The organism is Massilia agilis (genome assembly GCF_024756255.1).
Lineage (GTDB): Bacteria > Pseudomonadota > Gammaproteobacteria > Burkholderiales > Burkholderiaceae_D > Telluria > Telluria agilis.
In genome coordinates this window covers 1,393,576-1,408,869 of sequence record NZ_JANUHB010000002.1, presented here as the reverse complement: position 1 = coordinate 1,408,869, position 15,294 = coordinate 1,393,576, and the positions used below count along the sequence as shown (strand labels likewise).

Here is a 15,294-nt window from a genome sequence, read left to right as displayed (position 1 = left end):
GGCGATGACATCCACCATGCTGCTGTCGGTGCGTGACCTGCGTGTCTCGTTCAGGACCGACAAGAAGAACACTTTCGAGGCCGTCAAGGGCATCTCCTTCGACATCCCGCACAACGCGACCGTCGCGCTGGTGGGCGAATCCGGCAGCGGCAAGTCGGTGAGCTCGCTGGCCGTGATGGGGCTGCTGCCGCCGGAGACCACGATCATCGACCCGCGCTCATCGATCCTGTTCGGCGATCGTGAGGTGATCGGGTTGCCGGTGGCCGAGCGGCGCAAGTTGTGCGGGAAGGACATCGCGATGATCTTCCAGGAGCCGATGTCCTCGCTGAACCCGGTGTTCACGGTGGGCTTCCAGATCGGCGAGGTGCTGCGCCGGCACATGGGATTGAGCCAACGCCAGGCGCGCGCGCGTACGCTCGAGCTGCTCGAGGAAGTCGGCATTCCCGACCCGGCCAACAAGATCGACGCGTTCCCGAGCCAGATGTCGGGCGGCCAGCAGCAGCGCGTGATGATCGCGATGGCGATCGCCTGCGAGCCGCGGCTCCTGATCGCGGACGAGCCCACCACGGCGCTGGACGTGACGATCCAGAAGCAGATCATGGAACTGATCGCGCGGCTGCAGAAGAAGCACCAGATGTCGGTCCTGTTCATCACCCACGACCTGGGCCTGGTGGGCGAGATTGCCGACCGCGTGATCGTGATGCGCCATGGCGTGGTGCGCGAGGAGGGCACGGCCGCGCAGGTGTTCGGCGCGCCGCAGGACGCCTACACGCGCGCGCTGCTGCACTGCCGGCCCAGGCTGGACGAGCGACCGCTGCGCCTGCCGGTGATCGACGACTACCTGTCGGGCAGCGTCAAGCCCGGCATCGTGCTGCCGCAGCGCGAGCGCGGCACTGCGCCGGGCGACGAGAACGTGCTGGAGGTGAAGAACCTGTCCAAAAGCTTCTGGCTGCGCGAGGGCCTGTTCGGCAAGCGCGAGTTCAAGGCGGTCAAGGACGTGTCCTTCAACCTCGCGCGCGGCAAGACGCTGGGCGTGGTCGGCGAATCCGGTTCGGGCAAGACCACGGTCGGCCTGACCCTGCTGCGCCTGCACCGGGCCACCGGCGGCAGCGCCATCTTCGACGGCCGCGACCTGGTCACGATGGCCGACCGCGACTACCAGCCCTACAAGCGGCGCATCCAGATCATCTTCCAGAACCCGTATGCCTCGCTCAACCCGCGCTTTACCGTCGGGCAGATCCTGCTCGAGCCGATGCGCATCCACCGCATCGGCGCAAGCGACGCCGAGCGGGTGGAGATGGCGCAGCACCTGCTGGCGCGCGTGGGGCTGCCGGCGCAGGCCTTCCACCGCTACCCGCACGAATTCTCGGGCGGGCAGCGCCAGCGCATCGCGATTGCGCGCTGCCTGACCATGAAGCCGGAGATCCTGGTGTGCGACGAGTCGGTGTCGGCACTGGACGTGTCGGTGCAGGCTCAGGTGCTCAACCTGCTGCAGGACCTGCAGGACGAGTACAAGATGAGCTACATCTTCATCTCGCACGACCTGTCGGTGGTCAAGTACATCTCGGACCAGGTGATGGTGATGCACCACGGCAGCGTGGTCGAGATGGCCGACTCGGACGAGCTGTACCGCAATCCGCAGCAGCCGTACACGCGCCAGTTGCTGGCCGCGATCCCGCGCGGGGCGTAGGGCCACCGCATACCGGTAGGGTGGGCGGGTCTCCCGCCCACGCGTTCAAGCGACGCAAGCTCTCTCGCTCAGGCGTTCAGGCCACACAAGCGTGGGCTGAACGCGTGGGCAGGAAACCTGCCCACCCTACGCAAATGCATAAAACCCTGCTACAAAGATGCATTTTAAATGCATCTTTAGTGCTAAGATGCAAGCCTAGCATTTGAAAAGGAAGCATCATGAACATCGAAAAATTCAAGCACCAGCACCTGGACATCCTTGCCAGCATCGCGCGCCTGCGCAAGCTTGCGCACGCGGGCGTGGCCGAGAACGCGGCCGCAATCGCCGAGGCGATCGTCGGCTTTTCCGGCATCATCAAGCTGCACCTGGCGGTGGAAGACCGCAGCCTGTACCCGGCGCTGGAGGCGAGCGGGGACGCGGAGCTGGCGCGCATGAGCCGCGCCTACCAGAGCGAGATGGACGGCATCGCCGGCGCCTACCTGCAGTTCGCGGCGCGCTGGAACACGCCGCGCCAGGTGGCCGGCGCGCCGGACGCGTTCCGGGAGGACGCCAACGTGGTGCTGCGCCAGCTGTATGAGCGCATCAAGCGCGAAGACCACGAGTTCTATCCCGCGATCGACGCCGCCACCGCGATCGCCTGAGAAGGTTGCCAAAAAGCCGCGCGGGTCCAGCGGGCGCCGCGCTTTTCCGCTACCATCCACCCATGTCCCAGCTCGCCCACCTCATCCAAACCTACGGCCTGTTCATCGTGTTCGGTATCGTCCTGATCGAACAGGCCGGTTTGCCGATCCCGGCCATGCCGGTCCTGATCGTGGCCGGGGCCCTGGCGGTGGACGGCCAGGTCAACTGGGCGCTGTGCCTGGTGGTCAGCGTGGCGGCCTGCCTGGTGAGCGATTATTTCTGGTTCCGCGCCGGCCGCTACTACGGCAAGCGCATCCTGCGCCTGCTGTGCCGCATCTCGCTGGCGCCCGATTCCTGCGTCGGCCAGACCGAGGACAGGTTCAGCCGCTTCGGCCCCAACGCGCTGGTGGTGGCCAAGTTCGTCCCTGGCCTGAACACCGTCGCGCCGCCGCTGGCCGGGGCCATGGGCACCACCACGCCGCACTTCCTGGCGCTGTCGGTCGCCGGCGCGTCCTTGTGGAGCGGGGTGGGCGTGGGCGTTGGCGCGTTTTTCCACGACAGCGTGGACAGCGTGCTGAGCATGTTCGAGTCGATGGGCACCACGGCACTGGAAATCGTGCTCGGGCTGCTGGCCCTGTTCATGCTGTACAAGTACGCCGAGCGCCGCCGCGTCCTGCGCGAAATGGGCGTGCCGCGCATCGGCATCGAGGAACTGAAGGCGCTGATCGACGGCGGCCACGACCCGGTCATCATCGACGCGCGCGGCACCACCGCGCGCCAGCTGGAAGCGGCGATCCCGGGCGCGCTGGTGTACCTGGACCACGAGCCGGACAAGCTCATGGCCACGCTCGACCACGACCGCCACATCGTCGTCTACTGCAGCTGCCCGAACGACGTCACCGCCGCCCAGGTGGCCAAAGAATTCCTCACCAAGGGCTTCCACCGCGCCCGGCCACTGCAGGGCGGCCTGGATGCCTGGAACGCCTTCCACGCGCTGCCGCCCGTGCCGGCCCAGCCTTGCGGCTGCAACGCCACCGGCGCCTGATTTCCGCTTTCCCACGCCGTCTGCCGCGCCTTGCGGTAACTTGACTACTTTTTCTCGTCACCGCAGGGGCTTCGGCTCGTCCAAAGTCGTCATTCTTCTGTACCTAAACTACAAATTACTTGCGTTCACGCCAATAAATCCTTAAAGTTGGGGCTTGTCCGTATGTAAGCTCCCCATGACCGTCCACCTCGATCCCGCGCCGTCCCGGCAACCCGTTCCCGTCCATGCCGGCGGGGCACGCCTGCTGGCGGACATTGGCGGGACCAACGCGCGCTTCGCCCTCGAAACCGGCCCGGGCAGCATCGGGCTGATCGAGGTGTTCGCCTGCCGCGACTGGCCCACCCTGGCCGATGCGGTGCGCGCCTACCTGGCGCTGCCCCAAGTGGCTGCGGCCGGCGCGGTGCGCCATGCCGCCGTGGCCATCGCCAACCCGGTGGACGGCGACCTGGTGCGCATGACCAACCACCACTGGGAATTCTCGATCGAGGCGTTGCGCCAGGCCTGCGGTTTTGACACGCTGGTGGTGGTGAACGATTTTTCGGCGCTGGCGCGTGCCTTGCCGCACCTGGACCAGGACCAGAAGCGCCAGGTCGGCGGCGGCACCGTGCGCCCGCGCAGCCCGCTCGGCCTGCTCGGCGCGGGCACCGGCCTGGGCGTGTCTGGCCTGATTCCGGCAAACGCGGGCTACACCGCGCTCCAGAGCGAAGGCGGCCACGTCACGTTTTCGCCGGCGAACGAGGAAGAGGTCGCGATCCTGCAATATGCGTGGCGCGAATTCGGCCACGTATCGGCCGAGCGTTTGCTGTCGGGCGCCGGGGTCGAGCTGATTTACCGGGCGCTGGCGCACCTCGCCGGCGGGCAGGCCGAGCCGCTGGATGCGCCGGAGATCTCGCGCCGCGCGCTGGCCGGCGAATGCGCGCTGTGCGACCGCGCGCTGGAAGCGTTTTGCGGCATGCTCGGCACCGTGGCGGGCAACCTGGCCGTCACCCTGGGCGCGCAGGGCGGCATCTACATTGGCGGGGGCATCGTGCCGCGGCTGGGCGCGCGCTTTGACAGCTCGTGCTTCCGCCAGCGCTTCGAGGCCAAGGGGCGCTTTTCCGACTACCTGGCCCAGGTGCCGACCTTCGTGATCACCGCGCCGTACCCGGCCTTCGTCGGCGTGTCGGCGATCCTCGCGGAAGCACTCGGCGCTTGACATTTGCCGGGTTGTCGCAAGAGGCTTGTCCGTTTGCGTGTTTTATCGGGTACAATGGCCGCCAGTTGGAAGAAACGGTGTCGTTCGCCCGCACCGTGCGCTGTCGGAGCCTGGCCTCCCAGCCGCATCCGGGCTCCGCGTTTCGCTTGAAAATCAACGGCGTGCAGCCCGCCTGGCGGTGCTGCCATGTGGCCGGGCCCAGGTCCCGGCGCCAGTAACGTTCTGTCCGGCATTCACACCGGGCCACGGAAATCCAGTTTCAACGGGCAGTATCCATGGCGCGCCTTCTTGCGAGTGGCGGCGTCTGGCTTTCGTTAATCTGGGTTTTGTTTGATATTTTCTTCGCACCCGATTTGGATTGATCCGCTGACGACACCGTATGAATATTGATGAGGCCAAACAGGTCCTCGAGACCGCCTTGTTGTGCGCGCGCGAGCCGCTGTCGATCCATTCGATGAAAAAGCTGTTCGGGGACGACGACGCCGAGGGCGGGCAGGACAGTATCGGCTCCGACAAGATCAAGATCCTGCTGGAAGAATTGCGCCAGGAATGGCAAGGACGCGGGGTCGAACTGGTGGCGCTGGCCACCGGCTGGCGCTTCCAGAGCCGGCCGGAGATGAAACAATACCTCGACCGGCTGTCGAACGAAAAGCCGCCGAAGTATTCGCGCGCCACGCTCGAGACGCTGGCGATCATCGCCTACCGCCAGCCGGTCACGCGCGGCGACATCGAGGAAATCCGCGGCGTGGCGGTGAACTCGCAGACGATCAAGATGCTCGAAGATCGCGGCTGGATCGACGTGGTCGGCCACCGCGAAGTGGTGGGGCGCCCGGCCTTGCTGGGCACCACCAAGCAGTTCCTGGACGACCTCGGCCTGTCCTCGCTGTCCGGCCTGCCGCCGCTGCAGCCGCTGGCCGAACTGCCCGACACGCGCAGCATCGAAGCGCTGGAAGCGGCGCTGCAGGAAAACTTCGAGCAACCCGGCGATGCCTTGCCGGACCAGGCGGCAAACGATACTTCACCCGTTGAAGTCCCGATTCCCGACAGTGCGCCCGAGCCCGAGATGGCGGTGGCGTCCAGTCAGCAAAACCAAGAAATCGAATGATGAATCAAGTTGACACCACCGAGACCATCGCCGCGGAGACTGGCGCGCCAGAGCAGGCCAAGCCGAAGCGGCGCACGCGCGCCAAGCCCGAGGCCGACCAGCCGCAAGCGGACAAGCCCCGGCGCGCCGCCAAGAAGCCGGTAGCGCAGGAAGCGGCGGCGCCGCAGCCGGCGCCGGAGGCGGCCCCGGCACCGGAAGCCGGCAAGAAGGGCCGCGGCCCGCGCCAGATGCGCGAGCAGCGCAGTGCCCGCGCCAAGGAAGCGCAGCGCGTTCAGGGCGCCGAAGCCCCGGCGGCCGAGGAGCGCCAGGAGCGCGCCGACCAGGCCCCGCAACCGCAGCAGGCAGGCGCCAAAGCCAAGCCGGGCAAGCACAAGCAAGGCAAGCAAAAACAACAGGGCAGGAACAAGCAGGCCAAGGGCGGCGCCCCGCAGGGCAAGGGCAACCAGGCCGACGCCGTGTTCTCGTTTGTCACCTCCGACGAGTTCGACGCCAGCGAAGGCGGCCGCGGCGCCCAGCCGAAGGCCAAGGTGCGCCGCGACCTGACCGCCGAGGACGACGCGCCCAAGCTGCACAAGGTGCTGGCCGAAGCAGGCCTGGGTTCGCGCCGCGACATGGAAGAGCTGATCATCGCCGGCCGCGTGTCGGTGAACGGCGAGCCGGCGCACATCGGCCAGCGCATCCTGCCGACCGATGCGGTGCGCATCAACGGCAAGCTGGTCCAGCGCAAGGTCTCGACCAAGCCGCCGCGCGTGCTGGTGTACCACAAGCCGGCCGGCGAAATCGTCAGCCACGACGATCCGGAAGGCCGCCCGTCGGTGTTCGACCGCCTGCCCACGATGAAGACTGGCAAATGGCTCGCCGTCGGGCGCCTGGACTTCAATACCGAGGGCCTGCTGCTGTTCACGACCTCCGGCGACCTGGCCAACCGGCTGATGCACCCGCGCTACAACATCGAGCGTGAATACGCGGTGCGTACGCTGGGCGAGCTGGAAGAGGGCATGCGCCAGAAGCTGCTGTCCGGCGTGCCGCTGGACGACGGCACGGCCGCGTTTTCCAAGGTGCAGGACGGCGGCGGCGAAGGCGTCAACAAGTGGTACCGCGTGGTGATCGGCGAAGGCCGCAACCGCGAGGTGCGCCGCATGTTCGAGCAGGTCGGGCTGACCGTCTCGCGCCTGATCCGTACCCGCTACGGCATGATGACCCTGCCGAGCGGCCTGAAGCGCGGCCGCTGGGAAGAGCTGGACGAGCACGAGGTGCGCGCCCTGATGAGCGCGGTCGGGATCGAGAAGAAGGCCGGCGCCGGCGACAAGGGCAGGAACGGCGCCAAGGGTGCCAAGCCGGATCCGCGCCGCGCCGACGGCAACCGCATCGACCGGGCCGACGCCAACCGCAACGTGGACCCGTTCGGGCCGCCGGTGGTGCGCGTCGGGACCGCGCCGGGGGCGGGCCTGCCGGGCGTGCGTCCCGCAGGCAAGGGCAACCGTGGCGCCAACCCGTTCGCCGGGCAAGGCGGCGCGCGCCAGGGCCAGGGGCAGGGCCAGGGCCGCTCGGGCGGTGGTGGCGGTGGCCGTCCGCGCCAGCCGGACCCGCTGCAGACCACGTTCGGCTTTGCCGGCACCGGCGGCGGACGCCGCGGCGGCCAGGGCCCGCGCGGCTCCGAGCACGGCCTGCCGCGCCGCGGCCGCCGCGGTTAAGCCATAGGGTGGGCAGCTTTGCTGCCCACGCGTTCAAGCAGCTTAAGAATGCCCGCTGCGCCGAACCTGCATACGATTGTTGAACGCGTGGGCGGGAGACCCGCGCACCCTACCGGGTCGCTGGCGGGGCTTGCGTGATAAAAACAACAATCTGGCCGCATCTATTCATTTGGAACGCCCCAGATTGCGGCTGGTGCGGTTTTTGGTTATAATTCGCAGCCTAATCAAAGTTCTTCCCAGCGTTTTCTTGGTGCAAGTGCTTTCATCTGGTTGGGAATACAAAAAGATGGGCAGATGCCCATTTTTTTTTTGTTGAATTGGTTTTTCGCCCTGGAGAAGTGCGGTGCAGCAGTTTGAATTGATCGCCAAGACAGTAAGCGGCCTGGGCTACGAGCTGGTCGATGTGGAACGGGGCGAGCGCGGTATTTTGCGCGTGTACATTGATTTCCCGGCCGCCGTGGCCGAGGAAAAAGGCCCGATCACGGTCGAGGATTGCGCGACCGTGAGTTACCAGCTGTCGCACGTGCTGACCGTGGAAAACGTCGATTATGAACGGCTCGAGGTGTCCTCGCCCGGGCTCGACCGGCCGGTGCGCACGCTGTCCGACTTCGCCCGCTTTGCCGGGCACGAGGCGACGGTCAAGCTGCGCGTGGCGATGCCGGGCACGAACCGCAAGACTTATACCGGGATCTTGCACGCGCCTGAAGGCGACAAGATCGGTTTGGAATTTGAAGGCAAGGATGGGCCGGCGTTGTTGGAATTTACGCTCGCCGAATTGGACAAGGCACGCTTGGTGCCGCAGGTGGATTTTAGGAGTCGCAAAGCATGAGTCGCGAAGTTTTGTTATTGGTTGATGCGCTCGCGCGCGAAAAAAACGTCGATAAGGAAGTCGTCTTCGGGGCGCTCGAGTTCGCCCTGGCGCAGGCGACCAAAAAACGCTATGAAGGCGAAGTCGACATCCGCGTGTCCATCGACCGCGAAACCGGCGAGTTCGAGACTTTCCGCCGCTGGCACGTCGTCCCCGACGAGGCCGGCCTGCAGCTGCCCGACCAGGAAATCCTGCACTTCGAAGCGAAAGAGCAGATCCCCGACATCGAAGTGGACGAGTACATCGAAGAGCCGATCGAGTCGGTCGAGTTCGGCCGCCGCTTCGCCCAGGACACCAAGCAGGTCGTGCTGCAGCGCGTGCGCGACGCCGAGCGCGAGCAGATCCTGCAAGACTTCCTCGAGCGCGGCGACGCGCTGGTGACCGGCACCATCAAGCGCATGGAACGCGGCGACGCGATCGTCGAGTCGGGCAAGATCGAGGCGCGCCTGCCGCGCGACCAGATGATCCCGAAGGAAAACCTGCGCATCGGCGACCGCGTGCGCGCGTTCATCCTGCGCGTGGACCGCAACATGCGCGGCCCGCAGGTGATCCTGTCGCGCACCGCGCCGGAATTCATCATGAAGCTGTTCGAGCTGGAAGTGCCCGAGATCGAGCAGGGCCTCCTGCAGATCAAATCGGCCGCGCGCGACCCGGGCGTGCGCGCCAAGATCGCCGTGTACACCGCCGACAAGCGCATCGACCCGATCGGCACCTGCGTGGGCATGCGCGGTTCGCGCGTGCAGGCCGTCACCGGCGAGCTGGGCGGCGAGCGCGTGGACATCGTGCTGTGGTCGGAAGACCCGGCCCAGTTCGTGATCGGCGCGCTGGCCCCGGCCAACGTCTCGTCGATCATGGTGGACGAAGAGAAGCACGCGATGGACGTGGTGGTGGACGAAGAGAACCTGGCAATCGCGATCGGCCGTTCGGGCCAGAACGTGCGCCTGGCCTCGGAGCTGACCGGCTGGAAGATCAACATCATGACCGCCGAAGAGTCGGCCAACAAGGTCGCGCAAGAGACCGCAGCGATCCGCGCGCTGTTCATGGAAAAGCTGGATGTGGACCAGGAAGTGGCCGACATCCTGGTGGAAGAGGGCTTTGCCAGCCTTGAAGAAATCGCCTACGTCCCCATTTCCGAGATGCTCGATATCGAGTCGTTCGACGAAGACACCGTCAACGAACTGCGCACTCGCGCCCGCGACGCGCTGGTGACCGAAGCGATCGCCTCCGAGGAAGGCCTGGAGGGCATGGACGACGATCTGGTCAACCTGGAAGGCATGGACCGCACCACCGCCGGCAAGCTTGGCCTGGCAGGCATCAAGACGCTCGAACAATTCGCAGGCCTGGCCTACGACGAATTCGGCGCCATCCTGGCGCTGCCGATCGAACGCGCCCGCGAACTGATCAAGAACGAGTTTAATGATGTGACCGACGACGAGATGAAGCTGGTCGACGCCAAGTACGACGACCGTGCCAAGGGGCTGCAGGCGAAAGCCTGGAGCCAGGTGGAAGCCACCGCCAAGGCATAAGCAACAAATCTTTATCATCTGTCGCGACACATAGAAAAGAGGACTGAATGGCGAGTAACAACGTAGCCCAATTTGCCACCGAACTGAAGATGCCTGCAGACCTGCTGCTGACTCAGCTGCGTTCTGCTGGCGTCGAGAAAAGTTCGACGTCAGATCCCTTGTCGAAAGATGATAAGGACAAGCTGCTGAACCACCTGCGCCGTACCCACGGCGCCGGCGCGCAAACCGAGAAGAAGAAGATCACGATCACGCGCAAGGAAACCACTGAGATCAAGCAGGCCGATGCCACCGGCAAGAGCCGCACGATCCAGGTCGAAGTACGCAAGAAGCGCACCTTCGTGCAGCGTGACGACCAGCTGACCACGGCCGCTGCCAAGCCGGCCGAGCCGGCCGCCGCGCCCGTCGTCGACGCCGCCGAGCAGGCGCGCCGCGAGGAAGAGGCGCGCCGCCAGAGCGAGCTGATCGCACGCCAGGAAGCCGAGCTGCGCGAGAAGCAGGAGCGCCTGGCCAAGCTGGAAGCCGAGAAGGCCGCCCAGGCCAAGGCTGCCGAAGAACAAGCCAAGCGCGACGCCGAAGCTGCTGCCAAGCGCGAAGCCGAGCGCAAGGCTGCCGAAGCCGCCGGCGCTGCCGCCGCCAAGAGCGAGACGGCACGCAAGGCCGAGGACGAGGAAGCCAAGCGCGTGGCTGCTGCCGCCGCCAAGGAAGCTGCCGAGCGCGCCGCCGAAACCGAGCGCGCACGCAAGGCCGTGGCCGACGAGGTGGCGCAGATCCGCGCCATGATGTCGCAGCCGCGCCGCGTGATCAAGGCGCCCGAGCCGACCCCGGCCCCGGTGGCCGCCAAGCCGAAGGCCGCCGAAGGCACGCTGCACAAGCCGGCTGAGAAGAAAGCCGCCGAGGCAGCGCCCAAGAAAGGCGCCGACAAGAAGTCGATCAAGTCCGCTAATGTCGCCTCGACCTGGTCGGACGACAAGAAACGCGGCGCTGGCATCAAGACCCGCGGCGCGGCAGTGCCGGCCGGCCGCGATGGCTGGCGCGGTGGCGCCAAGGGCCGCCGTGGCCATGGCGAGGACCGCGAGTCGAACTTCCAGGCCCCGCTCGAGGCGATCGTGCACGACGTGTACGTGCCCGAGACCATCACCGTGGCCGAACTGGCGCACAAGATGGCGGTCAAGGCCTCCGAGGTCATCAAGCAGCTGATGAAGCTGGGCCAGATGTGCACCATCAACCAGGTGCTGGACCAGGAAACCGCCATGATCGTGGTCGAGGAAATGGGCCACAAGGCGCACGCCGCCGCGGTGGACGATCCGGAAGCGATCCTGGCCGAGCAGGGCGAACAGACCCAGTACGAGTCCAAGCCGCGCGCTCCGGTGGTCACCGTCATGGGCCACGTTGACCACGGCAAGACCTCGCTGCTGGACTACATCCGCCGCGCCAAGGTGGCGGCGGGCGAAGCCGGCGGCATTACCCAGCACATCGGTGCGTACCACGTGGACACTCCGCGCGGCATGATCACCTTCCTGGACACCCCGGGCCACGAGGCGTTCACCGCCATGCGTGCCCGCGGCGCCAAGGCGACCGACATCGTCATCCTGGTGGTGGCGGCGGACGACGGCGTGATGCCGCAGACCAAGGAAGCGATCGCCCACGCCAAGGCGGCCGGTGTGCCGCTGGTGGTGGCGATCAACAAGATCGACAAACAAGGCGCCAATACCGACCGCGTGACCCAGGAGCTGGTGGCCGAAGGCGTGGTGCCGGAAGAATACGGTGGCGATTCGCCGTTCGTGCCGGTGTCGGCCAAGACCGGCCAGGGCATCGACGACCTGCTGGAAAACGTGCTGCTGCAGGCCGAAGTGCTGGAACTGAAGGCACCGACCGACGCGCCGGCCAAAGGCCTGGTGGTCGAGGCCCGCCTGGACAAGGGCCGCGGCCCGGTCGCGACCATCCTGGTGCAGTCGGGTACCCTCAAGCGCGGCGACATCGTGCTGGCCGGTTCCTCGTATGGCCGGGTGCGCGCGATGCTGGACGAGAACGGCAAGTCGGTGGCCGAAGCCGGTCCGTCGATCCCGGTCGAGATCCAGGGCCTGACCGAAGTGCCGCAGGCCGGCGAAGAGACGATGGTGATGGCCGACGAGCGCAAGGCGCGCGAAATCGCGCTGTTCCGTCAGGGCAAGTTCCGCGACGTCAAGCTGGCCAAGCAGCAAGCAGCCAAGCTGGAGAGCATGTTCGACCAGATGGCCGAAGGCGAAGTCAAGAACGTGCCGCTCATCATCAAGGCCGACGTGCAGGGTTCGCAGGAAGCGCTGGTCGGTTCGCTGCAGAAACTGTCGACCTCGGAAGTGCGGGTGCAGATCGTGCACGCAGCCGTGGGCGGCATTTCGGAGTCGGACGTCAACCTGGCGGTTGCGTCGAAGGCAGTCATCATCGGCTTTAACGCCCGTGCCGACGCGTCGGCGCGCAAGCTGGCCGAGGCCAACGGCGTCGATATTCGCTACTACAACATCATTTACGATGCGATCGACGACATCAAGGCCGCCATGTCGGGCATGCTGGCGCCGGAGAAGCGCGAGCACGTCACCGGCCAGGTCGAGATTCGCCAGGTCATCCTGGTGTCCAAGGTCGGCGCGGTCGCGGGCTGCCTGGTCACCGATGGCGTGGTCAAGCGTACCTCGTCGGTGCGCCTGCTGCGCAACAACCTGGTGGTGTGGACCGGCGAGATCGACTCGCTCAAGCGCTTCAAGGACGACGTCAAGGAAGTGCGTGCCGGCCTCGAGTGCGGCCTTTCGCTGAAGAACTACAACGACATCCAGGTGGGCGACCAGCTGGAAGTGTTCGAGATCCAGGAAGTGGCCCGTACGCTCTAAGCACAGTCTTAGGAGTACCATCTGGGGTCAGGGAGCATGAAAGCTTCCTGGCCCCAAGTTTTATTTGAATCGCACACGTCGTCCCGGCGAAGGCCGGGCCCCATGCTGAGCTTGCTGAAGCGGCGACTGTCGCGTGCTGGCACACTCAGCATGGGTCCCCGCCTCCGCGGGGACGACGATAAAAGAATAAGCAGTCAGAACATGGCAAAACACAGCAAAAGCATCCCCCAGCGCGGCCAGCGCGTGGCGGACCAGATCCAGCGCGACCTGTCCGAGATCATCAGCTTCGAGCTGAAGGACCCGCGCGTGGGCATGGTCACGCTCACCGAAGTGCAGGTCACGCCCGACTACGCGCACGCGAAGGTCTACTTCACGCTGCTCAAGGACAGCCCGGAAGCGGTGCGCGCCACGCTGGACGGCCTGACCAAGGCGGCCGGCTTCCTGCGCAACCAGCTCGGCAAGCGCCTGCACATCCATACGCTGCCGCAGCTGCACTTCATCCACGACACCTCGACCATGCGCGGCATGGCCATGTCGGCCCTGATCGACCAGGCCATGGCCACCACGCGGCCGCAGGAAGACAGCGACAACGACGCGGACACCGAGTGAGCGAGCGCCCGTTCAAAAAAGCACGCGAGATGGTGGACGGCGTGCTCCTGCTGGATAAGCCGGTCGGCCTGTCGTCCAACGACGCGCTGATCAAGGCCAAGCGCGTGCTCAACGCTAAAAAGGCCGGCCACACCGGCACGCTCGATCCGTTCGCCACGGGCCTGTTGCCGCTGTGCTTCGGCGAAGCGACCAAGTTCTCGCAGGACCTGCTGGAAGCAGACAAGACCTACGAGGCCACCGTGCACCTGGGCGTGATGACCACCACCGGCGACACCGAAGGCAGCGTGGTCGAGGGCCGCGAAGTGGACGTGACGCTCGAGCAGATCGAGGCGGCGCTGGCGCGCTTTCGCGGGCCGATCATGCAGGTGCCGCCGATGTACTCGGCCTTGAAGCGCGACGGCAAGGCGCTGTATGAATACGCGCGCGAAGGCGTCACGCTCGAGCGCGAGGCGCGGCCGGTCACCATCCACGGGCTCGATTTCATCGGCTACGAGGCCCCGTTCCTGAAGATCCGCGTCACCTGCAGCAAGGGCACCTACGTGCGCGTGCTGGGCGAGGACATCGGCGCGGCGCTGGGCTGCGGCGCGCACCTCACGGCACTGCGCCGCACCGGCGTTGGCGGCTTGACCTCCGAGCACATGATCACGCTCGAAGCGCTGCAGGCGCATCCCGATCCGCGCTCGCTGCTGGCGCCGGTCGATGCGCTGCTGTCTTCGTTCCCGCGCATCGACCTGACCGACGATCTGGCCAAGCGCTTCCTGCACGGCCAGCGGCTGGCGCTGGGCAAGGAGCCGGCGGTGGCGGTGCCGGCCGAGCAGGGCAGGGCGCGCATCTACCACAACGGCCGGCTGCTTGGCACTGGCCTCTTCGGCGAATACGCGATCCTCGCGCCCGAGCGCCTGGTCGCGGCGGCCCCTTCGGCATAACGCTGTCCGCGCTGTCCGGCGGACGCGGTATGCATGCGTCCGCGGACGGCGCCGCCGCTGGCTTTCCCCTGTAAGGACAGGCTGGCATGGGTCTTGCAAAAAGTGGGTACCGTCACTTTTTGGAGATTGTCCATGCACCTGCGTTCGCTGGCCCTTGCCGCCACCGTCTTCCTGGCCTTTGCCCCGGCCGTCCACGCCGCCCCTGCCACGCGCGATGCCGTCATCGACGAGACGCTCGCCCGCATCAAGGCCGACTACGTCTTCCCCGACCGCTTCGGCGCGATCGAGCAGAACGTGCGCCGCCACCAGAAGGCCGGCGACTACGCGGGCGCGGCCGACGAGCGGGCGTTTGCCACGCTGCTGACCACGCACCTGCAGGAGGTCTCGCACGACAAGCACATGTCGCTGCAGCACCAGCCCAATGCGCAGGCGATGCGCCCGGCCGCCTTTGTCAGCTCGCCCGCGCAGCGCGACAATGAACGCCGCGAGAACTACGGGCTGCGCAAGGTCGAGGTCCTGCCGGGGAACGTGGGCTATCTGGACGTCATCCAGTTTCACGACAACGGCCAGCTCTGCGGCGAGACGATCGCGGCGGCGATGGGCTTTTTGGCCAACACCGACGCCCTTATCATCGACCTGCGCAGCAACCGCGGCGGCGGCGAAGCGATGCAGCTGCTGGCCAGCTACCTGCTCGACGGGTCGATCGACCTGATGGAGCTGCGCATGCGCGGCCGCGGCACGGAGCACATGTTCACGCAGGCCTACGTGCCGGGCAAGCGCTACCTGGACAAGCCGGTGTACGTGCTCACGTCCAACCGCACCTTCTCGGCAGGCGAGGCGTTCGCCTACGCGCTGCAAAGCCTGAAACGCGCGACGCTGGTGGGCGCCACCACGCGCGGCGGCGGCAATCCCAACGAGCTGGTGGCCGTAGCCAACGACTACCTGCTGTCGGTGCCGATCGGCGAGTCGGTCAGCCCGGTCACCGGCAAGAGCTGGGACGGCGTCGGCGTGCCGCCGGACGTTGCGGTGGACGAGAAAGAGGCGCTGGCCGTGGCGCATCGCCAGGCGCTGCAGGCGCTGCGCGAAGCGAGCAAGGACGAGGCGCAGCGCACCAGCATCGGCAAGGCGCTGGCCGCGCTGGACAAGGCCTGATC

The 15,294-nt window shown here is 66.5% G+C and carries 12 protein-coding genes; all 12 read left to right on the top strand.

What is annotated here, in order from left to right:
- The first annotated feature begins 4 nt into the window (after window positions 1-4).
- The 12 genes from NX774_RS13545 to NX774_RS13490 all read left to right on the top strand — a co-directional run bounded on the left by NX774_RS13545 (window position 5) and on the right by NX774_RS13490 (window position 15,292).
- The gene (locus tag NX774_RS13545; RefSeq protein WP_258822698.1) at window positions 5-1,690 is read left to right on the top strand and encodes an ABC transporter ATP-binding protein; all 1,686 of its coding nucleotides are present in this window, start codon (window positions 5-7) and stop codon (window positions 1,688-1,690) included.
- A 218-nt stretch (window positions 1,691-1,908) separates the two neighbouring features.
- Window positions 1,909-2,331 (top strand): hemerythrin domain-containing protein, encoded by a 423-nt coding sequence (locus NX774_RS13540; protein ID WP_258822697.1) that lies wholly within the window; start codon window positions 1,909-1,911, stop codon window positions 2,329-2,331.
- Between the two features lie 62 nt (window positions 2,332-2,393).
- Window positions 2,394-3,356, top strand: coding sequence for a DedA family protein/thiosulfate sulfurtransferase GlpE (locus NX774_RS13535; RefSeq protein ID WP_258822696.1), 963 nt, complete (start codon window positions 2,394-2,396; stop codon window positions 3,354-3,356).
- A gap of 175 nt (window positions 3,357-3,531) precedes the next feature.
- On the top strand, window positions 3,532-4,551 hold the full coding sequence (locus NX774_RS13530) for a glucokinase (RefSeq protein ID WP_258822695.1): 1,020 nt from the start codon (window positions 3,532-3,534) through the stop codon (window positions 4,549-4,551).
- Window positions 4,552-4,930: 379 nt separating this feature from the next.
- Window positions 4,931-5,656: an SMC-Scp complex subunit ScpB gene (scpB, locus tag NX774_RS13525; RefSeq protein WP_258822694.1), complete on the top strand. Its 726-nt coding sequence runs from the start codon at window positions 4,931-4,933 to the stop codon at window positions 5,654-5,656.
- On the top strand, window positions 5,656-7,350 hold the full coding sequence (rluB, locus tag NX774_RS13520; protein ID WP_370660433.1) for a 23S rRNA pseudouridine(2605) synthase RluB: 1,695 nt from the start codon (window positions 5,656-5,658) through the stop codon (window positions 7,348-7,350). The genes scpB and rluB overlap by 1 nt, the downstream gene beginning before the upstream one ends.
- Window positions 7,351-7,693: 343 nt before the next feature.
- Window positions 7,694-8,179 (top strand): ribosome maturation factor RimP, encoded by a 486-nt coding sequence (gene rimP / locus NX774_RS13515; protein ID WP_258822692.1) that lies wholly within the window; start codon window positions 7,694-7,696, stop codon window positions 8,177-8,179.
- Window positions 8,176-9,744 carry a transcription termination factor NusA gene (nusA, locus tag NX774_RS13510; protein WP_258822691.1) on the top strand — a complete coding sequence of 523 codons (1,569 nt, stop codon included), beginning with the start codon at window positions 8,176-8,178 and terminating at the stop codon, window positions 9,742-9,744. Before rimP ends, nusA begins: the two co-directional genes overlap by 4 nt.
- Before the next feature lie 47 nt (window positions 9,745-9,791).
- Window positions 9,792-12,605 carry a translation initiation factor IF-2 gene (gene infB / locus NX774_RS13505; protein ID WP_258822690.1) on the top strand — a complete coding sequence of 938 codons (2,814 nt, stop codon included), beginning with the start codon at window positions 9,792-9,794 and terminating at the stop codon, window positions 12,603-12,605.
- A gap of 201 nt (window positions 12,606-12,806) precedes the next feature.
- Window positions 12,807-13,214, top strand: a complete 408-nt coding sequence (gene rbfA / locus NX774_RS13500) for a 30S ribosome-binding factor RbfA (RefSeq protein ID WP_258822689.1) — start codon at window positions 12,807-12,809, stop codon at window positions 13,212-13,214.
- A gap of 29 nt (window positions 13,215-13,243) precedes the next feature.
- Complete coding sequence (truB, locus tag NX774_RS13495) at window positions 13,244-14,140, top strand: tRNA pseudouridine(55) synthase TruB (protein ID WP_258822769.1); 897 nt, start codon at window positions 13,244-13,246, stop codon at window positions 14,138-14,140.
- A gap of 132 nt (window positions 14,141-14,272) precedes the next feature.
- Window positions 14,273-15,292 carry a S41 family peptidase gene (locus tag NX774_RS13490; protein ID WP_258822688.1) on the top strand — a complete coding sequence of 340 codons (1,020 nt, stop codon included), beginning with the start codon at window positions 14,273-14,275 and terminating at the stop codon, window positions 15,290-15,292.
- Window positions 15,293-15,294: the final 2 nt, after the last annotated feature.